Genomic DNA, 23796 nt, shown 5'->3' with positions numbered 1-23796 from the left:
TCAGGCAGGCGGCTCGGCGGGCCCGCCCCGGCCCTCCCCGCCGCACGCCGCCGCCCAGTGGCACGCCACCTGGACGTCCCCGCCGCCGCTCAGCACCGGCAGATCCACCGTGCGGCACGCCTCCGCCACGCCCGCCCGCTCCGCCTCGCCCGAGGCCAGGACCTGGCAGCGGACGTGGAACCGGCAGCCGCCGGGCACCTTCGAGGGGTCCGGCGGCTCCCCGGCCAGCACGACCGGTTCGCCCTCCGCCTCCGGAAGCACGGACAACAGGGCCCGCGTATACGGGTGTCGAGGGGTCGTGAGCAGCTGCTCGACCGGGCCCGTCTCGACGATCCGGCCCAGATACATCACCGCCACCCGGTCCGCGATGTTCCAGGCGAGCCCCAGGTCGTGGGTGACCACCAGCGCCGAGAGGCCCAGCTCGTCCCGCAGGCGCAGCAGCAGCGCCAGGATCTCGCCCCGTACCGACGCGTCCAGCGAGGCCACCGGCTCGTCGGCCACGATCAGCTCCGGCTCCAGCACCAGGGCCCCGGCGATCACCACGCGCTGGCGCTGACCGCCCGACAGCTCGTGCGGGAAGCGCAGGAAGAACCGCTCCGGCGGTCGCAGCCCGGCCCGGGAGAGGGCTTCCGAGACGGCCGCCCGCTCGTCGCCCGCGTACCCGTGGATGCGCAGCCCCTCGGCCACCGCGTCGTACACCGTGTGCCGGGGGTTGAGCGAGCCGCTGGGGTCCTGGAGGACCAGCTGCACGCGTTTTCGGTACGCCTTGAGCGCCCGGCCGCTGTAGTCGAGCGGTGCGCCGCCGAAGGTGACCCGGCCCGAGGTGGGCGCGACCAGGCCGAGCAGGGAACGGGCGAGCGTCGTCTTGCCGCAGCCGGACTCGCCCACCAGCGCGACGATCTCGCCGGGCCGGATGTCGAGGTCGACGCCGTCGACGGCGCGGGCGGCGGCCGCCCCGCGCCGGCCGGGGAAGGCGACCTTCAGCGTCTCGGCGCTGAGCAGGGGGGTGGCGAGCGGAAGGGGGGTGCTCATGTGGTGCTCCTCGTGTCGTCGGCCCCGGCGGCAGCGGGCGCGTCCACCAGGACGCAGGCGGCCCGGTGCTCGGCCCCGGCCTCCCGCAGCTCCTGGTCCTCGGTGGCGCAGGAGTCGAGCGCCACCGGGCACCGCGGATGGAAGGTGCAGCCGCCGGGCAGCGCCGAGGGGTCCGGCGGGTCTCCCGGCAGACCGCGCGGGGCGTGCCGGGAGGAGAGGTCCCCGATCCTGGGGAACGCGGCGGAGAGCGCCTTGCCGTACGGGTGGCGGGCGTCCGTGTACACCTGCCGGGCGGGGCCCTCCTCGACGACCCGGCCCGCGTACATCACCGAGAGCCGGTCACAGGTGTCGGCGAGCACCGCGAGGTCGTGGCTGATCATGATGAGCCCGACGCCCTGGTCCGCGACGAGCGCCTCGATCAGCCGCAGGATCTGCGCCTGGATCATCACGTCGAGGGCGGTGGTCGGCTCGTCCGCGACGATCAGCCGCGGATCGCAGGCCAGTGCCATGGCGATCATCACGCGCTGTCGCTGACCGCCGGACAGTTCGTGCGGGTAGGCCTGGGCCCGGGCGGCGGGCAGCCCCACCTGCTCCAGCAGTTCACCGGCCCGTTTGCGGGCGGTGGCGGGGGTGGCCCTGCTGTGGAGCAGGATCGGCTCGGCGATCTGGTCCCCGACCCGGTGCACGGCGTTCAGCGAGTGCATCGCGCCCTGGAAGACGATCGACGCGCCCGCCCAGCGGACGGCCCGCAGCCGCCCCCACTTCATGGTCAGGACGTCCTCGCCGTCGAGGAGGATCTCGCCGGTGAGCGTGGCCGTCGCGGGCAGCAGCCGCAGCAGCGCGAGGGCCAGCGTCGACTTGCCGCAGCCGGACTCCCCGGCGATGCCGAGCTTCTGCCCGGCCTCGACCCGCAGATCGACCCCCCGCACGGCGGGGACGGCGTCGGCCCCGCCCCCGTAGGTGACCGTCAGATTCCGCACCTCCAGGAGCGGCGGATCGCCGACCGGCTTCGACAGGTCGGAGGAGCCGGCCGGGTCCGGATTCGGCGTGGTGGTCGTGGTCGTGGCGGTCAACGGGACACCCCCAGCTTGGGGTTGAGCACGGACTCGATGGCGCGGCCGCACAGCGTGAAGGCGAGGGCGACGACGGCGATGGCGAGTCCGGGCGGAGCGAGGTACCACCAGTTGCCGGAGCTGACCGCGCCGGCCTCGCGGGCGTCCTGGAGCAGACCGCCCCAGGAGACGATCGTGGGATCGCTGAGCCCGAGGAAGGCGAGGGTCGCCTCGGTGAGGATGGCGGTGGAGATCACGAGCGTGGTCTGGGCCAGCACCAGCGGCATCACATTGGGCAGGACGTGACGGGACATGATGTGGCGGTGTCCGCCGCCGAGCGCCCGGGAGCGTTCGATGTACGGTCGGGACTCGACCGACAGCGTCTGGGCGCGGACCAGACGTGCGGTCGTCGGCCAGGTCGTCACGCCGATCGCCAGGATCGTCGTCCACACCGACCGGGACAGGACGGTCGCCAGGGCGATGGCAAGCACCAGGGTCGGCATCACCAGGAACCAGTCGGTGACCCGCATGATGACGGTGGCGTACCAGCCCTTGAAGTGGCCCGCGGTGATCCCGATGAGGGTGCCGATCGCCACGGACAGGAAGGCGGCGAGCAGGCCGACCGTCAGCGAGACCCGGGTGCCCCAGAGCATCAGGGCCAGCAGGCTGCGGCCGAACTGGTCGGTCCCGAGCGGGAATTCGCCGCTCGGCTCCTCCATCGGGCCGCCCGGAGCGTTGGTCACGCTCTGCGAGTCGGCTCCGACCAGCAGCGGGGCGGTCAGCGCGAGCAGGGCGATCACCGCGAGCACGGCGAGCCCGACGAGTCCGGCGCGGTGCGTGCGGTACTGCCGCCAGAAGCGGGCCACCGCCTGCCGCCGCCGGGCCCGGGTGAGGGCGCGCGGGCCCGGCAGCGGGACCGCCTGCTCCGCCTTCACCTCCGGCTGTTCGGAGGGCTTCTCCATCGACGTCGTCATCGGCCCACCCGGGGATCGAGCAGCGGATAGATCACATCGGCCAGCGTGTTCATCAGGATCACCGCGGCGGCGAACACGAAGAACAGCGCCTGCACCAACGGCAGGTCGGGCACGCTCAGCGCCTGGTAGAAGAGGCCGCCGAGCCCCGGCCAGGAGAACACCGTCTCCACCAGGATCGCCCCGGCGACCGTCGTGCCGAGGTTCACGAAGAGCAGCGTCACGGTCGGCAGCATCGCGTTCGGCACGGCGTGCTTCCGGCGGACCAGGTCGTCGCGCAGCCCCTTGGCGCGGGCGGTCGTCAGATAGTCGCTGCCCATCTCGTCCAGCAGAGAGGAGCGCATCACCAGCAGGGTGCGCGCGTACTCCACGGCGACGAGCGTGATGACGGGCAGCACCATGTGGTGGGCGATGTCCAGCACCCGGTCGAAGCCCTCGGTGTCACCGGACTCCATGCCGCCGGTCGGGAAGAGCCCGGGGATCGGTCCGATGCCCACCGACAGGGTGATGATGAGGAGCAGGCCGAGCCAGAACGAGGGCACCGAGTACAGCGTCAGCGCGAACGCGGTGTTGGCACGGTCCCCGGCAGAGCCGTTGCGCCACGCGGAGCGGGCGCCCAGCCAGATGCCGAGCAACGTGTAGATCACGAAGGCGGTGCCGGTCAGCAGCAGGGTGGCGGGCAGCGCCTCGGTGATCTTGTCGACGACCGGGGCGCGGAACTGGTACGACGTACCGAAGTCGCCGGTCAGCGCCTTGCCGCAGTACTGCGTGAACTGCTCCCACAGCGGCAGGTCGAGGCCGAACTCACGGCGCATCGCCGCGATCTGCTCGGTCGACACCTGACGGCCGCCGGTCATCTGCTTGACCGGGTCGCCGGGGATCAGCCGGAAGAGGAAGAAGCTGGTGACGAGGACGGCGAAGAGGGAGACGGCCGCCCCGGCGAGCTTGCCCGCCGCGTAGCGGGCGTAGGCGGCGGTGGAGCGGGAGCGCGGGGAGCGGGCCGACGGCCCGGCCGGAGCCGGGCCGCCGGATTCGGTGCTCTCCACGCCCGCCGCGCCCTTCAGCAGGGCGGGAGTGCTTTCTGAGCTCATGGACTATTCACGGTCTTCCGCGGTGGAGCGGCGACGCATGGCGAACAGGAGTCCGCCACCGGCGAGGACGACGACGGCGATCCCGACCCCGATGAGCACCCCGGTGGAGCTGCCACCGGAATCGGAGGAACCGGACGAGGAGGCCCCGGCGGCCGGGACCGCCGACCACCAGCTCCAGTAGCCGTCCTGGCCGTAGATGTTGCCCGCGGCCGACGGCATGGTGGTGATGGACTCGATGTGGTCGGTGCGGTAGGCCTCGACGGCATTCGGGTACGCCATGACGTTCATGTACCCGGTGTCGTACAGCCGCGACTCCAGTTGCTTGACCAGATCCGCCCGCTTGGCGGGGTCGTACTCGGCCAGTTGCTTCTTGTAGAGCTCGTCGTACTGCTTGTCGCAGATGAAGTTGTCGGTCGAGGCCGTCTCCTTCGCCCTCGTCGGCAGGGCGTCGCAGGTGTGGATCGACAGGACGAAGTCGGGGTCGGGGTTGACGGACCAGCCGTCGAAGGCGAGGTCGTACTCACCGGCGTACCAGGGGTCGGAAACGTTGTCGAGGCAGTCGACCTTCAGTCCGATGCCCTGCTCGCCCCACCACTCCTGGAGGTACTTGCCGATCGCCTTGTCGTTGGGGTCGGTGGCGTGGCAGAGGATGCGGAAGTCGAGCGGCTTGCCGTCCTTGCCGACGCGCTTGCCCGCGCCGTTCTTCTTGTACCCGGCCTCGTCCAGCAGGGCCGCGGCCTTCGCCGGGTCGTAGGCCAGCTTCTGGTCCGCCGACGGCTTCCAGAAGTAGTCGCCGAAGCGCGGCGGGATGTAGCCCTCGCCCTCGACGGCATGGCCCTGGAAGACCTTGTCGATGATGGTCTTGCGGTCGACCGCCATGAACAGCGCGTGCCGCACCTTCTGGTCCAGCAGCGCCGGGTGCCCGTCGCCGAACTTCTGTCCGTCCTTGGTCCGGGCGCCGGGGTTGACGGCGAGCGCGAAGAAGCGGCGGCCCGGGGCGTCGTTCACCTTGATGTCCGGGGCGCTCTCCAGCGAGGCGGACTGGGCCGGGGTCAGGCTGGGGCTGCCGGCGACGAAGGACACCTCGCCCTTGCGCAGGGCGGCCACCGCCGCGTCCTGGTCCTTGTAGTAGCGGAAGACCAGTTCGTCGAACTTGGGGGACCCGCGCCAGAAGTCCTTGTTGGCCTTCAGCTTCACGTAGCTGTCGACCTTGTAGTCCGTCACGATGAAGGGACCGTTCCCCACGATGGGGAACTCCTTGTCGTTGTTGAACTTCGAGAAGTCGCCGACCTTCTCCCAGAGGTGCTTCGGGACGATCGGAACGTCGAGCGCGGCCATCGTGGCCTGCGGCTCCTTCAGCTTGATGACCAGCTTGTCCTTGCTGGGGGCGGTCACCTTCTCGAAGTTGCCGACGAAGCTGCCGTTGGAGGTCGCGGCGGCCTCGTCCGTCATCATCTTGTTGAACGTCCAGGCCGCGTCCTCGGCGGTGGCCTGCTGCCCGTCGGACCACTTCGAGTCCGAGCGGATCGTGTACGTCCACGTCAGCTTGTCCGCGGAGGGCTCCCACGCGGTGGCGAGGCCCGGGATCGCCTTGTTGTCCTTGGGGTCGTAGTTGGTGAGGAAGTCGTACATCAGCCGCAGGACGCTCGTGCTGAGCAGCCGCTGCGCCAGGAACGGGCTGAGCGAGTCGACGCTCTGCGCGACGGCGACCGTGAGCGTCGTCTTCCCGTCGTCCGCGCGCGCCTCGGAGGGGGCGGGCGCGAGCAGGTTTCCGGGTACGACGGATCCGGCGGTGAGTGCCAGGGCGGCCACGCCGGAGGCCAGCAGGAGGCGCAGGCGTCGGCGTGGCCGGGTGGAGTGGTGGGGAACTCTAGTGACCATGGACGGGGACCTCGCGTCATCACTCGCTGAAGAAGGCGGGTAGATCTCTGGTTCGCCAGTTGGTGAAGCGAAGGTTTATCAGCGGTGGTCGAGGCTCGTCAACGGTCAGTCAAACAGCGTGTGGGCTGCGGGAATAGCGGAAGGACCCGCACCGCGCGAGCGGTACGGGCCCTTCGTCGGCCCTTCTCTGGCCCTCATTGGTCTCAACCACTTCGGCCCTACTGCTGCGGCGCCGGCGGTGGTTGCGGAGGCGTCTGCTGCCAGCCGGCGGGAGGCACCGGACCCTGCAACTCGGGCTGGCCTGCCGGGTTGGCGTGCTCACCCGGCTGCTCCGGCTGCGGCTGCTGCGGCGCACCGGCCCCGGGCGCACCCGGCCCGGCCTGCGGGGGAGGGGCCTGACCCCATCCGTTCTGCGGTCCCCCCGCCGCCCCCTGCTGGGCGTAGGGGCCACCGGGCTGACCGGCCGCCTGATATCCCCCGTACGGCGGCTGTCCACCGTAGGGCTGCTGCTGGGCGTACGGCTGCTGGTGCCCCGGCTGCGCCTGTCCGGCCTGCTGCCCTTGCCGGCCCGGCTGTCCTGGCTGCCCCGGGTGTCCCGGGTGTCCCGGCAGGGGGTGCGCGGGGTGCTGCTGCGGCTGCTGTTGCGGGTAAGGCTGGCCGGGGCCGGGCTGCTGCGGTGCGTACGGCTGCTGGCCAGGGATCTGCTGACCGGGGAACTGCTGACCGGGGACCTGCTGACCGGGAGCGTGCTGACCGGGGGCGCCCTGCTGTCCCGGCATGGGCTGTCCCGGCGCCGGGTAGCCCTGCTGGCCGGGCATCGGCGGGGCGAACTGCGGCGGCGGGTTCTGGCCGTCCCCCGTCCACAGCCCCTGCTGCTGCTGGGCGCGCGCGAAGTCCTCGGCCACCAGCGCCGAGAGGTGGAAGTACGCCTCACGGGTCTTGGGCCGCATCATGTCGAGGTCGACCTCGGCGCCCGCCGCCAGGTGTTCGTCGAACGGCACGACGACGACTCCGCGGCAGCGCGTCTCGAAGTGCTGGACGATGTCGTCCACCTTGATCATCTTGCCGGTCTCGCGGACGCCGGAGATGACGGTCAGCGAACGCTGCACCAGGTCGGCGTAGCCGTGCGCCGAGAGCCAGTCCAGCGTCGTCGACGCGCTGGACGCGCCGTCGACCGAGGGCGTCGAGATGATGATCAGCTGGTCCGCGAGGTCGAGCACCCCGCGCATCGCGCTGTAGAGCAGTCCGGTGCCCGAGTCGGTGAGGATGATCGGGTACTGCTTGCCGAGCACCTCGATCGCGCGCCGGTAGTCCTCGTCGTTGAAGGTCGTGGAGACCGCGGGGTCCACGTCGTTGGCGATGATCTCCAGGCCGGAGGGCGCCTGCGAGGTGAACCGTCGGATGTCCATGTACGAGTTGAGGTACGGGATCGCCTGGACCAGGTCGCGGATGGTGGCCCCGGTCTCGCGGCGCACCCGTCGGCCCAGCGTGCCGGCGTCCGGGTTGGCGTCGATGGCGAGGATCTTGTCCTGCCGCTCGGTGGCCAGCGTCGAACCCAGCGCGGTCGTCGTGGTGGTCTTGCCGACACCGCCCTTGAGGCTGATGACGGCGATCCGGTAGCAGGACAGCACCGGTGTGCGGATCAGCTCCAGCTTGCGCAGCCGCTCGGCCTCTTCCTTCTTGCCGCCCAGCTTGAACCGGGAGGCCGCGGAGGGGTTACGGCTGCTCTTGGCCTTCTGCTTGCCCCGCACCAGCCGGTCGGAGGAGAGTTCGACGGCCGCCGTGTACCCGAGCGGGGCGCCGGGCACCGACCGCTCGCGCTGGTCGTGCGCGACCGGGGTGGGCCAGGCTCCGCCCGTACGCGGGTCGACCGGCGGCTGGTGCGGCTGGTGCGGCTGCTGAGGCGGCTGGGGCTGGGCGGCCTGGGGCTGCTGTCCGTATGCCTCCGGCTGCTGCGGGGCGGGGAGGTTGGGGGTGCCCTGGGCGGGGAAGGGCGCGTGCGGCTGCGGCGCGTTGGGCGCCTGACCCGGCTGACCCGGGTGGCCGGGCTGCGGGAAGCCGTAGCCGCCCTGCGGCGGGAAGCCGTACCCGCCCGCGCCCTGGGGCGCCTGCGGGTGCGCCTGAGGCGGCAGCGGTGCGCCGGGGCCGTGCTGGCCGTGCTGACCGGGGAACGGCTGTCGCTGGTGCGGCTGCTGGGCCTGGGGAGCCTGAGGTGCTTGCGGCGGCTGTCCCGTCTGCGGGAAGCCGTAACCGCCGGGCGCCTCGTTCGCCGGGGCGGAACCGGGCCACTGCGCCGCGGGCTGCGGCGCCGAGGGCGCCGGAGCGGCCGGCTGGAAGGTGGGCGGCAGCGGCGGCAGCGCGCCTCCCTGGGCGGGCGGCGACCACGGCACCGGTGCGGCGGCGGCCTGCGGGGCGTCTGGGGCGGGAGGCGGTACGTCCTGGGGCGCGGCGTCCTGGGGACCCGCGTGCTGCGAAACGACGTCCTGCGCGTCCGCGCCGGCGTTCGTAACGGCGTCAGGGGCGGGTACGCCCTCGGGGCCCGGGGCCTCGTCGGTGCTCGCTCCGGCCGTGCCGCCGCCCTCGGAATCAGTGGAGCCCGCGTCCGTACGGGAGGCGGCCTCGGAGTCCGTGTCGGCGGACGAAGGAGGGGCGGAGGCGGCCGACTCGGAGGACGTAGGGGATGTAGAGGGCGTAGAGGATGTAACGGACGGGGAAGTGTCCTCGGAGCCCGAACCGGAGGTGAAAGCGTCGGGCTTCCCGTCGCCCGTCGTCGATCCGGCACCGGACAGGCCGTCCCCGGCCGCCCCGGAACCCGTCCCTCCGGCGGATCCGGCCGCGGCTTCCGCGTCGCGCTCCGCGATCTCCCGCTTGAGCGCGGCGGGCGAGAACCGCATCGTCGAGCCGCTCTCCACATCGCCGCCGCCGAACGGACCGGCATCGCCGCCGGCGGCCGCAGGAGCAGCAGCCGGAGCGTCCTGCGCCTGCGTGTGCGGAGCGGGAGCGTCCGGAGCACGAGTGTGCGGGGCCTGCGTGTGCGGAGCGGGAGCGTACGGCGTCTGCGGCACGGCGGGGGAGACCGGGGCCTCCGGAGCCGCGGGGACGGCCGGCTCGGCGGGCACCGGAGGGGCGGGCGCCCAGTTGGGGTCGAAGCCACCCGGCGTCGTCGACAGGTCGGGCGAGGGCAGGGGCGCCCCGACCGGCGGCGGAGGCGGCGCCAGGTGTGAGCCCGCTCCTCCCGACGAGTCCCCCGCCGCGTTCTGCGTGTACCAGGCGGGAGGGGTGTAGTCGATGGTGAACTCACCCGTCATCTCGGCGGGATCCGCGTCGGACGACTCGTCGACGGGCATGTCCCATCCGCCGCGGATCTCGTCCCGATCGCCGTTCACTTTGCCTCCTGGTGTGGTCGAGCACCCTTGTGCCGTGGTGGGTGGGGGCGACCGTTCCCGATGTGCCGGTACGCCCGGCTCTCCCCCTTGCGACGCGCATCACCTGCTCGCAGGTTTCTTCTGCCGCGCCCCACCCACCCTAATCGCCATCCGGTGAACTCAGGCAGGGCGTGGGGCACGGCAAACCCCGCCCCACGGGCCAGGTGTCACACCCCGGTGAACGACGTGCGAAGGAAAGGGCACAACGAGACGGTCAATCCGTGCCATACGCGTACAGGGTGAAACGGGAAAGCTCACTCCCGCGGCCGCTCTTCGCGGCGCTCAGCGCCTCCGCGAGACCGGTCCGCGAGACCGGTCCGCGTGACGCCGGACCCGTGCGACGCCGGACCCGCGTGACGCCGGACCCGTGCAAGAGGACCTACCCGATGGGACTGGTGTGAGGGGACGACCTATGTGAGGTCGAACTCACCGTCGCGAGCGCCCAGGACGAACGCCGTCCACTCCGCCTCCGTGTACCGCAGGACGGTGTCCGGGTCCAGCGAGGAGCGCATGGCGACGGCGCCGCCCGGCAGATGAGCGATCTCGACCCGCTCCTCCGCCTCCTCGGTGCCGGGCGCGCTGAGCCACGTCACATCCGAGATGTCGAGAGCGTAGAGCTCGTCCTTTTCCTGCTGGGTGCCCATGACGGCGTCCCTTCGATCGAACGGATTCGGTGCGTGGTCCATGTTCCCCGGAGGGAGGGGTGTTCGTGGGCAGAACGGTGCAGGAATCAGTCCATCCGGCGAGCTGTGCCCAGCAGTCCGGTCTCGGCGTCCGTCGCGTTCGTCATCACCCAATGGTGTTCGCCCCCCGCCACCCAGAGGGTGACACCGTCCGCCAGGGTGGGCAGCGCCTCGTACTCGGCGCGCGCCAGCCCCAGGATCCGGCCGATCTGCTCGGCCTCGCCGGGCGACACCCGCTGGATGCCCACCAGCGCGGACGACCGCATCAAACGCGGTGCGACAGGGCTCAGATAAGGAAGCAGCGTCAGCACGGACTGCCACGGCGAGGACACCACCCGGCCGCGCGGCGGTCGCATGCCACAGTCCCGCACGACGACCACGGGGCTGCCCACGGTCGCTCCCGTCGGCGGAACACGGCCCACGTCGTACAGGGAGACACACTCAAGCCCGGCGCCCGCCGCCTGGGCGAGCGTGGTCCAGGCCTGGACGCGACCGGTCTCGACCGCCACCCGGGCGCCGGTGCCCGCCGCCCGCAACGCCAGGACCTGTGCCGTCCACAGCCCGCCGATCAGCGTGACGTCGTACGGCACCGGGCGGTGGAAGCCGATCAGCTGCGGCTTGTTGTTCGCGTCGTTGCCGATGATCACGCCGTCGTCGCCGACCGGCAGGGACAACGCCCCCAGATGGTCCGCGGCCACGGTGTGACCCGCATGACGGGGGCCGCGCAGCCCGCGCCGGGGATCGGTCCGGTTGCTCACTGTGCGCCTCCCAGCGGGAGCGTGGCCAGGACGCCCGGCAACTGCTCGCGGTCCAGTCGTGCCAGCCCCACCTTGGCGTGCCGGGCCGCCTGCTCCAACGTCCTTCTCACACCGATCAGTTCGGTGTCCGAACCGCCGGTGACCCGCACATGCCCGGCCACGCTCGTCGAGCCCTGGCGTACCCCGCGGCGCACGGTGAGGCTGAACGTCGTCGCGTAGGCCGGAACCGAGGTCAGCAGCGCGACCAACTGCGGCAGCGGCGTCGCGCCCCGGCCCAACTCGGGCCAGCGGTCCACCGCGTACGTGGTGTGCCAGCGGTCGTCGCACCGCCAGACCCGGGACGTCTCCATCGTGCGCCGCTGCGGAGCGGCGTCCGGCCGGCCCGCCCGCCCCGACAGGATGGGATTGGCGCACGCGGAGGTCGCCACGGCGGAGTTCAGCTCGTCCTGGTCGAGCACAGCCGCCTGGAAACCGGCGCCCGTGACCCGGCTCGCCACATGGTCCGCGACCCGCACCAGGCAGCGCTGCGCACCCTCCAGCCCGCCGCCGCGCGCCTCGATGGCCTCACGGCACAGCTCGGGATCCAGCTTCACCGCCACCCACGTCATCCGCAGGGCGGGCGCACCGGTCTGGTCCTGCAACGGAGCGTAACTGAGCCGGGCCACCGACTGCTGCGGCAGATGAGGGGCCGGCGCGCACCGCACCTGCTGCACCAACTGCGCCGACTCCAGCACGATGTCGTCGACCTGGAGGGCGTCGCCCAGCAGCGACAGCGGGAGCGACCGGGCGCCGAACGCGGGCCTCAGCGACTCGCCGCTCGCCTCCACCCGCACCACGGCCGTCAGGAACGTGCCGTCGCCGAGCATGCCGACCGTCCGGTGAGCCCGGTCCACATACACCTGCGGGCCGAAGCCGGGCACGTTCTCGGCGACCGGCGCCAGCATCGGCTCCGCGTCCGAGGGCGGCGTGGCCGCGGACCGGCGGCGGGCCCGGAGCCCCAGCGCGCTCGACACCCAGTCCTGGAGCGCGCGGCCCCGCCGGCGTACCACCGCGAGAGCGACCAGCAGACAGAGCACCACGAGCGACGGGATCAGCCAGGCGCCACCGAGAGCCGCGCCCACGGCGGCGATCACGAGGCCCACCTCGACGATGACCAGCTGCCGCAGCACGGGGCGCACCCGGTCGGTCCGCGAGATCGAACGCAGTGTCGTCGCGGCGGGGGCGTTCGGACCGGGGGTGCCCGAGGGCTGGGCGGGAGGCGTCGCGGGCGACTCGTTGCTACGTTGCCTCCGGGAAGTCCCGGAGGTTCGACGGCCGGCCCGCCCGGTACGCTCGCGCGTAGCTGCACCCATCGCCGCGTTGCCCCCTCGTGTCCGTATTCACCGCTTTTTACACGGGTGTTGATCGGCTCGTCACCCTACCTGAGCACAGGGAGCGGAACCCCAGCAGGCATAGTAGGGGCGCGGTACGGCAGCGGGGGCCGACGGTGCGTGTGGGACCCTGTTCGATCACTGGGGAGAAGGGTCAGCGGACACATGGCATCACGGCGGGATGAGCTCAACGCCTATACCTTTGCGAAGCGGAGGTTGATCGCACAGTTCCTGCAACCCAACCCCACCGGTTCCGAGGAAGGCGCCCCCAAACCGCTGCGCGCGGTACTTCCCGGGGCCATCGTCGCCGTGGTCGTTCTCGCCGTTTTCGGCGCCTGGGGCATGTTCAAGCCGGTGGCCCCCCAGAAGTGGAACGTCGCCAAGGAACACGTCATCATCGCCAGCAAGTCGACTACCCGGTACGTGGTGCTGGAGACCGACGGCAAGAAGCAGTTGCACCCCGTCCTGAACATGGCCTCCGCCAAGCTCCTGCTCGCCCCGGACAAGGGCACCGTCGTCAACGTCAACGAGTCGGTCCTGGACAGCGGCAAGATTCCGCACGGTGCGACGCTCGGCATCCCGTACGCCCCCGACCGGCTGCCCGACGCCAAGGAAGCGGGCGCGGCCAAGCGCTGGGCGGTCTGCGAACGGCCCGGCGAGGGCGGCAGGGCCATCCAGAAGGCGACCTTCATCTTCGCCGAGCGCGAGGAGAAGAAGACCGGGGGCAAGAACGCCCTGCGGGGCGGTCAGCTGATGTACGTCGAGGGACCGGACCGGACCCGCTACATCGTGGACGCCGCAGGCAAGGCCTACCCCGTCCAGAAGGACGAACTGCTCCTGCGCACCCTGGTCGACCAGAACCCCAAGCCCCAGCGGGTCTCGGCCGCCTGGCTCGCCACGCTCCACACCGGGGACCCGATCACCTTCCCGACCGTGGACGGCACCCCCGGGTCCCCCGCGGGCGCCCCCGGCACGCTCGACGACCGGACGAACCGGGTCGGCATGGTCCTGACCGCCACAGCGGGAACCAAGACCCAGAGTTACGTCGTCCTGCCGGGCAGGGTCGCCCCCGTCTCGGACTTCACCGCCAAGCTCCTGCTCAGCAGCCGGCAGCTGGTGGACCTCAAGCAGGCGGGCAACGCCCAACCGGTCAGCGCCGCCGAACTCGAGCCGGGCGCCCCCTTCAACCAGAAGAGGGACTGGCCGGTCAGCAAGCCCGAGCCCGTCAACTCCCCTGACGTCAAGAAGGGCAGCCGGAACACCGTGTGCAACGTACTGCGCGGCGTCGACGCGGACAGCGGCGCCACCACGCTGAGCACCTGGGTGGGTACGAGCTTCCCCGCGACGCTCCCCACCGGCTCCAGCAGCGCCTACGTCACGCCGGGATCGGGCGAGTTCTTCCGCCAGTTCAAGGGCTCCTCGACCAGCGCCGGCTTCCTGTTCCTGGTCACCGACACCGGCCTGCGCTACGCGATGCAGTCCAACAGCGACAGCGGCCAGGGCGACTCCGGCATCGGCGAATCCGGCTCGAAGAAGGAGCGGGAGTCCCAGCAGGAGGAGGCGCAGCAGGCGCAGAACCGGCTGGGCTACAAGGGCGTCGACCCCAACCCCGTACCGGCGGTCTGGTCCGCCCTTCTGCCGACCGGCCCCCGGCTCTCCACCGGCGCGGCCAGCCAGCCGCAGGGTTCGTGAGCGGGGCACAGACATGGCGATCCACGACCACGACCTCCACGGGCCGGCCCGCCGCCTGCTCATCGCCACGGCGGCGGCGGCCGTCCTCGTCGTCACCCTGCCGGCGCTACCGGCGGCCGCGGACGACTCGACCCAGTGCACGTTCCCCTCGAAGAACTACCCGGGCCGGCCTTGGGCGTTGCAGCGTGTCCTGTTGGACGAGGTGTGGAAGCAGTCCACCGGCAAGGGCGTACGCGTAGCGGTCATCGACACCGGAGTCGACGTCAGGAACAAACAGCTCAAGCCGGCCGTGGACACCGGGGCGGGCCGCAACTTCCTGCCGAAGAACCTCAAGAACGACGACGGAACGAAGATCGAACGCGGCAAGGAGAACGGCACCACGGACACCGTGGGCCACGGCACCAAGGTCGCCGGCATCATCGCCGCGCGCGAGATGAAGGGCACGGGCTTCAGCGGTCTGGCCCCCGACGCGACGATCATCCCGATCCAGCAGAACGACGCCGAGGGCCACGGAACGGCCGACAGCCTCGCCCGAGCGATCCAGTACGCGGTCAACGACGCGGACGCGGACATCATCAACATCTCGCAGGACACCGCCGACGCCGTGAAGCCGTCCGCGGAACTGCGGCAGGCCGTGGACAACGCTCTCGCCCGGGACGTCGTGGTCGTCGCCTCGGCCGGCAACGACGGCCTCGGCGGCAACGTCAAGGAGACCTACCCGGCGTCCTTCAAGGGCGTGCTCGCCGTCGCCTCCTCGGACCGGAACAACGAAAGGGCGGCCTTCTCCCAGTCCGGCGACTTCGTCGGCATCGCCGCCCCCGGGGTGGACATGGTCTCCACGGTTCCCGGAGGCGGACACTGCGCCGACAACGGAACCAGTTTCTCCGCCCCGTACGTCGCGGGAGTCGCCGCCCTGATCAAGGCGAAGCACCCCGACTGGACGCAGGAGCAGATCGTCGCGCAGATGCAGCAGACGGCGGAACGCTCGGTCGCGGGCCACGACATCCTGGTCGGCTGGGGCGTGGTCGACCCGGTTCGCGCCCTCACCGAGGACGACAAGCCGATCGACCGCCCGGTCGCGAGCGAAGGGATGAGCAAGGGCAAAGCCCCCACTCCCGCCGAACTCCACCTGGGCGAATCGGCCGACGAGCGGAACGCGCGCCTGGCGACGTATGTCATGGTCGGCGGCGGCGTCCTGGTGGCGGCCATCGCGGGTACGGCTGTGGCGGTACGGGACAACCGGAGACGCGCGGGGCGCCTGGCGGGGGAGGCATGACGACGGGAACGGTGACCAAGAGCGAAGAGTCGGTCATGAGACAAGTCACGTGACTCGCAAGTCGATTGGCGCTGTCGTACGCAGTGACTAGAGTTGTCGGGATGAGATCGGATCGGACCGCGTCAGTGCGATAGCAACGCGGGACGATCCGAGCAAACGGGGATGCGGAACGGGGAGGACGGCATTGTGACCGATCCAGGTGGCGGTGGCGGTACGGGTGACCTCAGGCGCGGAGTGGGTGCGCTGGAGAAGTTCAAGAGTCGTGTAGACGCCCTGCTGGCGGACTTCGAGGGCTCGGCGGCCAGCAAGACGAAGGTCGCCGACCAGAAGGTCTCGCGGGCCTCACTGAGCGGCCCGAACGCACGCTTCGCCGAGGCGGACGGCCTCTACACCCAGTACAACCGGGTCCACTCCTCCCTCGTCTCGCTCTCCAAGTCGCTCGGCGACCAGATCGAGTACCTGAGCCTGGGCGTGCACGCGGCAGCCGTCGGCTTCGACAACGTCGAGGACGACATCAGGCGGCGGTTCTACGAGATCCAGACGCGCATGGAACAGGAACGCGAGAAGCACGCGAAGGCCGAGCAGGCGAAGCCTGAACAGACCAACAACGACCAGCAGTCGGACGCCGGGTGGGCAGCGGAATGAGCGACGAGAAGCAGCCGAACCTGACCCCCGCCGAGCAGTCGGAGCAGGACGAGGGACGGGTCCAGACCCAGATCGTCGTCACGGACATGACCGAGACGGTCGGCCGGGTCATGGAATCCTTCGGCTTCGGTAACCCCCGCACCGGGGGCCGTACCTCTTTCGAGGGACACCAGCTCAACGCGCTCATCGACATGGTGGAGAACTCCAACCCGGAACACCTGGAGAGCGCCGGCGAAGCCCTCTGGAAGGCCAGGGACGCCATCCGGCGCGCGGCGAAGGAGCTGAAGGACCACCTCAAGGGAGTCGACTGGGAAGGCGAGTCGGGCACGGCCTTCCGAGCCTTCGGCACGGGCCTGGTCGCCCACGCCGAGAAGCTGGGCGACTTCGCGGACGCGGCCGGCACCCAGATCACGGTTGCGGGCACCGGCCTGGCGTCAGTGAAGAGCGCTATGCCGCCGCGTGACAGTCGGATGATCCAGACAGACGTGAAGGACATCCTGTTCCCGGCCCGGACCGAGACGAACCCGCAGTACGCGGCTGCGCTTGAGGTGGAGAAGAACCGCCAGGAGGCGATCAACCAGATCAACCGGTTGGCGTCGTACTACTCGGTCTCCGAGGAAGTGCTGGCGGGGCAGGAGCCGCCGCGGTTCGATAAACCGCTGGGTATCTATATGCCTCCGCCGAGGGATCGTTGGGGCACCCCGACCTCCGGTACTTCCGGCGAGCGCTCCGAGAGTCTCGGCAACAGTCCAGTGCCAGACTCTTCAGGACGCTCTACGGCGGGGGACCCCGCTCCGGTAGCCACAACCAGTAGGCCACCAGCTCAGGTTCTCGGCTCGGCACCCTTGCCGGACGGGAGCACAGCTACGGAGATCAATAGCGTCAAAACGCCGCCTGCTCCGACGACGATTACCGGCACGCCTCCGCTCCCGTCGCCCACGCCCACGACGGGGCCCACTGTTCCGCAGCCCTCGCTCGTTCCGCCGCCCTTCATGACCACCACGCAGGGGAACCCGCCGCGTACGACAGGGCCTGCAACGCAACGGACGGTGAACCCGGCAGGCCCGAGCTTGGGTAAGGCGCAGCCCACCGGGGGAGGGCCCGTGGCCAAGGGCCCGGGTGGGCCCCCGGTCGGCCGTCCCAGCCCCATGGGAGGTGGAGGGACGTCCACCCGTCCACCGGTCGGGCCGCAGGCGCCGATCACTGGCAGTTCCACTCCGACCGGTGGACGACCGGTTACCGGCCAAGGAGGAACGTCCACAGTCGGAGGTCCTCGTGGGGGAGGGAGAACCGGCATCGTCGGCGGAACCCCTCAGAATGCGCCCCAGGGAAGGATCGGAGCTGCCGGTCAGCGGGGCGTGATCGGAGGACGTGGAGCAGCGGCTGCCGCATCCCGGCCCGGCGGACGGCCCGCTCAGGCTTCGGGAGCCAACGGAGTCATGGGTGCTCCCCGCAAGGTTGGGGGAGCCAGCTCGAATGCCAAGGGCTTCACGGCCGGTGGGGCAGGGCTCGTCCGTGGTCCTGCTGGCCGGCGGAATTCCGGCCGGGAGGAAGAGGACGGCAACGGTTCGACCCGTCCCGACTACCTGACGGAAGACGAAGAGACGTGGAATGCCGGTCGGCGCGGAGCCGTGCCGCCGGTGGTCGAGTAGCAGCCCCATGGAAGGTACGGAAGCCGGGATGACAGCAGGAATGAGCCGAGCTCAGAGGCGCGTACGTGGGCTCGGCGCGTTGGCTGTGGCCGCTTCGTGGAGTGTGTTGTTCGTCGGCGCGGCGCAGCCCGCCGCAGCCGACACGCAGTCGAAGCAGTGGTATCTCAGCGCGATGCAGGCTGAGGACATGTGGAAGGTCACAACGGGCGAAGGCGTCAAAGTCGCTGTCATTGACTCGGGTGTGAATTCGTCCACGCCGTCGCTGCAGGGACAAGTGCTCAAGGGAGTCGACGCAACCGAGGCGCCAGGCGACGAAACCGACGACTATGACGGTCATGGTACGACGATGGCTGAGTTGATCGCCGGGACAGGCAAGGGAGGCGGTCTGAAGGGACTCGCCCCGGGAGCCAAGATCATTCCTCTGCGCGTTGCCCTGGGCGAGTTCGAGAAGAAGAAGCCTTCCATCACGATCCAGGACACGGCGAACGCCATCCGTGCTGCGGCCGACGGTGATGCACGGATCATCAGCATGTCCTTCGGTGGCTTTTACTTCTCGCCTCAGGAACATGAAGCGATCAAGTACGCAGAAAGTAAAGGCAAGCTGCTCTTTGCGGCCGTAGGGAATGAAGGGCACAAGAAGAACAAGCAGGGGTATCCAGCCGCTTTCCCTGAGGTAGTGGGTATCGCTTCAGCAGACCGCAAGGGGAAGGTCTCCTTCTATTCGCAGCACGCGGGCACGGTGGATGTAGCGTCCCCCGGGAGCGACGTCCCGTACTGGTGCGACAACTCCTTCAAGAGCTACTGCGACGGCGACGGCGGCACCAGCGCCGCCACCGCCATCGCCTCCGCCTCCGCCGCCCTCGTCTGGTCCCTCCACCCCGACTGGACCGCCAACCAGGTGCTCAACGTCCTCTTCGACACGGCTGGCCGTGACTGGAAGAAGGGCGAGACCAGCAAGTACCTCGGTCACGGTCTGATCCGCCCTTCGATGAACGTCCTCAAGGGCAAGGGCGACCCCGGCGACCCGGACATCAGCCCGCTCACCAAGGAGAGGACGACCGGCCCCGCCGACCCGTCCAAGAAGCCCGACGCCTCGACCTCCGCCTCGCCGCAGCCCGCCAAGAACGGCGCGGAGGCCGACAAGCCCGTGGCGGCAGAAGAAGCCAAGTCCTCCGGGGACGAAAGCCAGTTGGGCCTGATCCTCGGAGTGGCCGCAGCTGTGGTCGTGCTCGGAGGAGTGGCCTACGCCGTGGTCCGCAGGCGTAGGGCCGCTTGACCGCACGTTCCGCATGTACCGGCCGGCGACCCGTGCCGGCCTTGCAGAACCAACCGAAAGGGAAGAGAGAACCATGGCAGATCAGAAGGTCTCAGATGCCGCGCTCCTGAAGCTGGAGGGTGACCTCAGCATCAAGTTCGACTCGGTGAAGGGGCAGCTCCGGCAGCTCCAGGCGACGATCGACAACCTCGAAGGCAAGTGGAAGGGCATCGGAGCCAACCACTTCAACCAGAAGCAGACCGAGATCAACAACCGCATGGTCAGCCTGGCCAAGCAGCTCGTCCGCTTCCAGGAGTCCATCAAGGCCGCCCGTACCATCTCGGGCGACAACGAGGACGAGATCCGCCAGGCCCTCGCGGGTGTGGACGTCGTCGAGGGCCACAACACCAGCGCCAAGGAACAGTCGTCCAGCCTGAACAGCTTCTGACCCTTATCCCGTAACTCGAAAGCAGCGGAGGACCGCATGGGAAACAACGACGGTACGACGGTCGTCACTTACGCGAGCCTGGATCTCGCGGCCGGTGAGATCCGGAAGCAGGCCAAGCAGCTCGACATGGACCTCAAGGAGATCCAGTCCATGATCGCGAAGGTCTCGGAAGTGTGGGAGGGAGAGGCGAAGCGCGCCTACACCGCCGCCCAGGACAGGTGGAGGACGGACGCCGACGCCATCCGCGGCAACCTCGATGACATCGCCAGGAAGGTCAGCGAGGCGTCGCCCATCTACCGCAGCGGTGACAAGCGGGCGGCAGCGAACTTCTGACGAAGTTCGACCACAGCACCAAAAGCACCACAGAAACTGCACTACACAGCAGCACAGCACATCACATCAGGGTGGACACGCGCGGGAGGTGTCCACCCTGAGCTGTACCCCGAAGCCGAGCCGGGCCTGCTCAAGAGCGTCGGATCGGAGGCGGGGGCGGGACGCACGATCCATCCGTGCCTCCCGCCCCCGCTCCGCCCCGGGCCCCTGCCTCAGCGGCCCGCCGCTACCCCTCCACGAGTCCCGTCTGCACCAACGGGTTCCCCCGGCGCCGGGTGACGAAGATGCCCCGGCCCGCAGGCATCGGGCGCGGTCGTACGTTGCCGAGGATGTCGCCCTCGTTCGGGTCGCCCGACAGCATCACGCCCTGTGCGCCCAGCTCGATCATGCGCTGGAGGAAGGGCTCGTACAGGGCCCGGCTCGCCCCCGCCGTGTTGCGGGCGATGATGAAGCGGACGCCCACGTCACGGGCGAACGGCAGCAGCTCCGTGATCGCCGACAGCGGGTTGCCGCTCGACGTGGAGACCAGGTCGAAGTCGTCGATGACGACGTACACCGTGGGGCCCTGCCACCAGCTCTGGTCGCGCAACTCCTGCGCCGTGACGTCGGCGGACGGTGTGCGGCGCTTCATCAGGTCGTGCAGCGCCGCCATGTGATGTTCCATGTTGTTGGACATCGGGATGTACTCCGCCAGGTGCGACCGCGGGGTCACATCGAGCAGCGAACGCCGGTTGTCGATGACGAAGAGCTTGCAGGAATCGCCGTCGTACCGCTCGGTCAGCTGCTTGATCAGCAGCCGCAGCAGGTTGGACTTCCCGGACTCGCTCTCGCCGAACGCCAGGAAGAACGGGTCCTGCTCGAAGTTCAGGAACACCGGCTCCAGATTGTTCTCGTCGATACCGAAAGCGACGCCCCGCTCCGGTACCGCGTAGCCGGCCGGGAGCTGGCTCGCCGGCAGCTCGCGCGGCAGCAGACGCACCCCCGGGGCGGGCGCGGCCGTCCAGTGCCGGGCGACCTCCTGGTTCATCGCCGCGGTGGCCTCCGAGAGGTCGCTGTCGGAGTTGATGCTGTCGATCCGCGGCACCGCCGCCATGAAGTGCAGCTTCTCCGGGGTCAGACCGCGGCCCGGCACCCCGGCGGGCACGTTGGCCGCCACCTTGCGGTCCAGTTCGGAGTCCATCACGTCGCCGAGCCGCAGCTCCAGGCGGTTCATCAGGTGGTCCTTCAGACTGGCCCGCACCTCCATGGAACGCGACGCCGTGACGATCAGGTGGATGCCGTAACCCAGCCCGCGGGCCGCGATGTCCGTGGCCGCCGTCTCCAGCCCCTCGTAGTCCGTCCGGAAGCTGCCCCACCCGTCGATGACCAGGAACACGTCACCCCACGGCTGGTCCGTCACCGAGATGTCACCGCGCGCCCGCAGCCTGCGGAACGTGGCGATGGAGTCGATCCCGGCACTGCGGAAGTACTCCTCGCGCCGCGCCATGATGCCGTACACCTCGGCGACCGTACGGCGTACCCGCTCGGGGTCGAGGCGGGACGCGACGCCGCCGACGTGCGGCAGACCCGCGATCGAGGACATACCGCCACCACCGAAGTCGAGGCCGTAGAACTGGACCTCCTCCGGTGTGTGGGTGAGCGCGAAGCCGGCGATGAGCGTCCGCAGCAGCGTCGACTTCCCCGACTGCGGCCCTCCGGTGATCTGCATGTGGCCGGCGGCGCCGGAGAAGTCCCGGTAGAGGGTGTCGCGCCGCTGCTCGAACGGCTTGTCGATGACGCCAAGGGGCACGACCAGCCGGCCGGCTCCCTCGAAGCCGGGCTGCGTCAGCCCCCGTCCCTGCACCGGGGAGAGCCCCGGAAGCAGTTCGTCCAGCGACGGCGGATTGTCCAGTGGCGGCAGCCACACCTGGTGGGCGGAGGCCCCGCGGCCCTCCAGACGGCGCACGATCACATCGAGCACCGTGTCCGCCAGCGCGTCGTCCTGCGTCGCACGTTGATCCGGTACGCCTCCGGGCTGCGCCGCCGGCTGGACGTACCGCACCGGAACCGGAGCGGCCGTGAACGGAACCGGCCTGCGGTCCACCGGGAGCGGCGCACCCGGCGCGACGGCCCGGTGCGCGCCCGAGCGGTACACCCCGGAGACGTACGCGGCCTTGAACCGCACCATCTCCTCCGTACCGAACTTGAGCAGCCCGGAACCGGGCACGTTGGGCAGGTGGTACGCGTCGGGCACACCGATCGCGGCCCGGGACTCGGCCGCCGAGAACGTCCGCAGACCCACCCGGTACGACAGATACGTCTCCAGACCGCGCAGCCGCCCCTCCTCCAGACGCTGCGAGGCCAGCAGCAGATGCACACCCAGCGAACGGCCGATACGGCCGATCTGGACGAACATCTCGATGAAGTCGGGTTTGGCGGTGAGAAGTTCACTGAACTCGTCGATGACCAGGACGAGCGAGGGGATCGGCTGCAGGGGCGCACCGGCCGCGCGCGCCTTCTCGTAGTCGTGGATGTTGGCGTAGTTGCCCGCGTCGCGCAGCATCTCCTGCCGGCGGTTGAGCTCACCGCTGATGGAGTCACCCATACGGTCGACCAGCGTCAGGTCGTCCGCGAGGTTGGTGATCACAGCCGCGACGTGAGGCATCTGCGCCATACCGGCGAAGGTCGCACCGCCCTTGAAGTCGGCGAGAACGAAGTTGAGCGTCTCCGAGGTGTGGGTGACGGCGAGACCGAGCACCAGCGTACGCAGCAGCTCGGACTTGCCGGAACCGGTGGCGCCGACGCACAGACCGTGCGGACCCATACCCTCCTGGGCCGCCTCCTTGAGGTCCAGCATCACAGGCGCGCCGTCCTCGCCCACCCCGATCGGCACTCGCAGCCGCTCCGCCTGCGACCGCGGCCGCCAGGTCCGGCTGACCTCGATCGAGGCGGCGTCCCCCAGGTTCAGCAGATCGGTGAACTCCAGGTTGGCCAGCAGGGGTTCGTCGTCGTCCCCGCCGGTGGCCATGTGCAGCGGGGCCAGCTGGCGGGCGAGCGCCTCGGCGGCCTCGTAGCTCAGCAGGTCCGGTACCCCGTCGTAGACGAGCCCCTGGCCCGACTCCAGCTGCAACGACTTCGGCTGCACCACGATCGAGAGGCCCCCGCGGGACCCGGTGACCTCACCCGGCACCACTTCGATGACCGTCACACCCTGGAGGCCCTCCGCCGAGGCGAGCACCGACATGGGGGGCACCGACTCGCCGTCCAGGACCACCACGACGTGCGGCTGCTCCATGAGCGGCTGACCGCCCGGCTGGAAGCGGGGCCTGCCCTCCAGGCGTCCGGCCAGCAGCTCCTCCAGGGCCAGGGCGTTGGTGGTGATGAGGCGCCGGCTCCCCGCTCCGTCCACGGGCCCGGAGGTCTGGGCGTGCGGGAGCCACTTCGCCCACTCCCACTGCGGCGCGGCCTCCGTGCCGGTCGCGACCGCGATCACCAGGTCCTGGGGGGAGTGCAGAGAGGCCAGCCCGCCGACCACGGCCCGCGCGGCGGAGCGCGCGGAATCCGCGTGGCCGCTGATCGTGAGGTGGTAGAACGCCCGCAGCGAGACGGCCATGGGCAGACCGTCCAGCGTGGAGTGCGTCGCCAGGAACTGCTGCATGGCCCCGGCGGCCAGCGGTTCCAGTTCGTCCACGGGCGCCGTCTCGGGCGCGATGAGCGGCGTGGCCAGCTCCTGACTGCCCAGCCCGATGCGCACCTGCGCGAAGTCCGCGTCACCGGCACGCCGCTCCCACACCCGGCTGCCCTCGGCGACGAGCGCCCACAACTGCTCGGGAGAGGGGTGGAGGTAGAACTGCGCGTCCCGCTGCTTGCGGGCCGTCTTCAGCACCGTGCGCCGGGTCTGCGTCAGGTACTTCAGGTAGTCGCGGCGCATGTCCGCCAGCTCGCCCTGAGTGCCGCGCCGGTACCGCACGAGCATCGCGATGGCCATGGCCAGCGTCGAGGCGATCATGATCATGCCCATGATGCGCATGATCGGGTTCGGCGTCATGAAGAAGAAGACGACGGAACCACCCATGCCCAGCATCGGCAGGAGCTGCATCAGCGCCCCCTCCTGCTGGCCCCGGGGGAGTTCCGGCGGAGGTTGCAACTGCACCTGCTCGACCGGCACTTCGGTGGGCAGGGCCCGCGGCGGGCGCTTGACGACGATCTGGCTCACAGCTCACCAATTCCCTTGCCGGACGGAAGTGTTCCTA

Annotated in this window: 17 protein-coding genes; 7 read left to right on the top strand and 10 right to left on the bottom strand. The window is 70.3% G+C overall.

The features are described from left to right. From D581_RS0129075 to eccE, 9 genes are all read right to left on the bottom strand, one after another. Positions 1-1032 carry an ABC transporter ATP-binding protein gene (locus D581_RS0129075; protein WP_018960662.1) on the bottom strand — a complete coding sequence of 344 codons (1032 nt, stop codon included), beginning with the start codon at positions 1030-1032 and terminating at the stop codon, positions 1-3. Next, on the bottom strand, positions 1029-2105 hold the full coding sequence (locus D581_RS0129070) for an ABC transporter ATP-binding protein (RefSeq protein WP_018960661.1): 1077 nt from the start codon (positions 2103-2105) through the stop codon (positions 1029-1031). Before D581_RS0129070 ends, D581_RS0129075 begins: the two co-directional genes overlap by 4 nt. Further along, positions 2102-3046 carry an ABC transporter permease gene (locus D581_RS0129065; RefSeq protein ID WP_018960660.1) on the bottom strand — a complete coding sequence of 315 codons (945 nt, stop codon included), beginning with the start codon at positions 3044-3046 and terminating at the stop codon, positions 2102-2104. The genes D581_RS0129070 and D581_RS0129065 overlap by 4 nt, the downstream gene beginning before the upstream one ends. An 8-nt stretch (positions 3047-3054) precedes the next feature. After that, complete coding sequence (locus tag D581_RS0129060) at positions 3055-4146, bottom strand: ABC transporter permease (protein ID WP_018960659.1); 1092 nt, start codon at positions 4144-4146, stop codon at positions 3055-3057. A 3-nt stretch (positions 4147-4149) separates the two neighbouring features. Then, positions 4150-6027, bottom strand: a complete 1878-nt coding sequence (locus tag D581_RS0129055) for an ABC transporter substrate-binding protein (protein ID WP_026291009.1) — start codon at positions 6025-6027, stop codon at positions 4150-4152. A gap of 218 nt (positions 6028-6245) precedes the next feature. Further along, a complete protein-coding gene (locus tag D581_RS0129050; RefSeq protein ID WP_018960657.1) occupies positions 6246-9413 on the bottom strand; it encodes an SCO5717 family growth-regulating ATPase in 3168 nt (1055 codons plus the stop codon). Between the two features lie 449 nt (positions 9414-9862). Next, positions 9863-10096: a DUF397 domain-containing protein gene (locus tag D581_RS0129045; RefSeq protein WP_003965867.1), complete on the bottom strand. Its 234-nt coding sequence runs from the start codon at positions 10094-10096 to the stop codon at positions 9863-9865. A gap of 86 nt (positions 10097-10182) precedes the next feature. Continuing rightward, entirely contained in the window at positions 10183-10893 is a 711-nt protein-coding gene (locus D581_RS0129040; RefSeq protein WP_018960656.1) for a hypothetical protein, read from the bottom strand. Further along, a complete protein-coding gene (gene eccE, locus D581_RS0129035; protein WP_026291008.1) occupies positions 10890-12245 on the bottom strand; it encodes a type VII secretion protein EccE in 1356 nt (451 codons plus the stop codon). Before eccE ends, D581_RS0129040 begins: the two co-directional genes overlap by 4 nt. Before the next feature lie 183 nt (positions 12246-12428). Here eccE and eccB point away from each other — a divergent pair, with 183 nt between their 5' ends. The 7 genes from eccB (at position 12429) to D581_RS0129005 (ending at position 19564) form a co-directional block, all read left to right on the top strand. Next, positions 12429-13955 carry a type VII secretion protein EccB gene (gene eccB / locus D581_RS0129030; RefSeq protein WP_026291007.1) on the top strand — a complete coding sequence of 509 codons (1527 nt, stop codon included), beginning with the start codon at positions 12429-12431 and terminating at the stop codon, positions 13953-13955. 13 nt (positions 13956-13968) lie between these two features. Next, the gene (gene mycP / locus D581_RS0129025) at positions 13969-15231 is read left to right on the top strand and encodes a type VII secretion-associated serine protease mycosin (protein ID WP_018960653.1); all 1263 of its coding nucleotides are present in this window, start codon (positions 13969-13971) and stop codon (positions 15229-15231) included. Positions 15232-15393: 162 nt separating this feature from the next. Continuing rightward, positions 15394-15876: a hypothetical protein gene (locus tag D581_RS0129020; RefSeq protein ID WP_026291005.1), complete on the top strand. Its 483-nt coding sequence runs from the start codon at positions 15394-15396 to the stop codon at positions 15874-15876. Further along, positions 15873-17528, top strand: a complete 1656-nt coding sequence (locus D581_RS1000000140180; RefSeq protein ID WP_078625957.1) for a hypothetical protein — start codon at positions 15873-15875, stop codon at positions 17526-17528. Before D581_RS0129020 ends, D581_RS1000000140180 begins: the two co-directional genes overlap by 4 nt. Positions 17529-17556: 28 nt before the next feature. After that, positions 17557-18804, top strand: coding sequence for a S8 family serine peptidase (locus D581_RS0129015; RefSeq protein ID WP_026291004.1), 1248 nt, complete (start codon positions 17557-17559; stop codon positions 18802-18804). A gap of 73 nt (positions 18805-18877) precedes the next feature. Then, positions 18878-19231, top strand: coding sequence for a WXG100 family type VII secretion target (locus D581_RS0129010; protein ID WP_018960650.1), 354 nt, complete (start codon positions 18878-18880; stop codon positions 19229-19231). A 36-nt stretch (positions 19232-19267) separates the two neighbouring features. After that, positions 19268-19564: a WXG100 family type VII secretion target gene (locus D581_RS0129005; RefSeq protein WP_018960649.1), complete on the top strand. Its 297-nt coding sequence runs from the start codon at positions 19268-19270 to the stop codon at positions 19562-19564. A gap of 226 nt (positions 19565-19790) precedes the next feature. Here the strand turns inward: D581_RS0129005 and eccCa are convergent, their stop codons facing one another. Continuing rightward, positions 19791-23759, bottom strand: a complete 3969-nt coding sequence (gene eccCa, locus D581_RS0129000; protein ID WP_018960648.1) for a type VII secretion protein EccCa — start codon at positions 23757-23759, stop codon at positions 19791-19793. Positions 23760-23796 lie beyond the last annotated feature (37 nt).

Source organism: Streptomyces sp. CNB091 (assembly GCF_000377965.1).
Note: the sequence above shows the minus strand (reverse complement) of the source record. Positions and strands in the feature narration are given on the sequence as shown.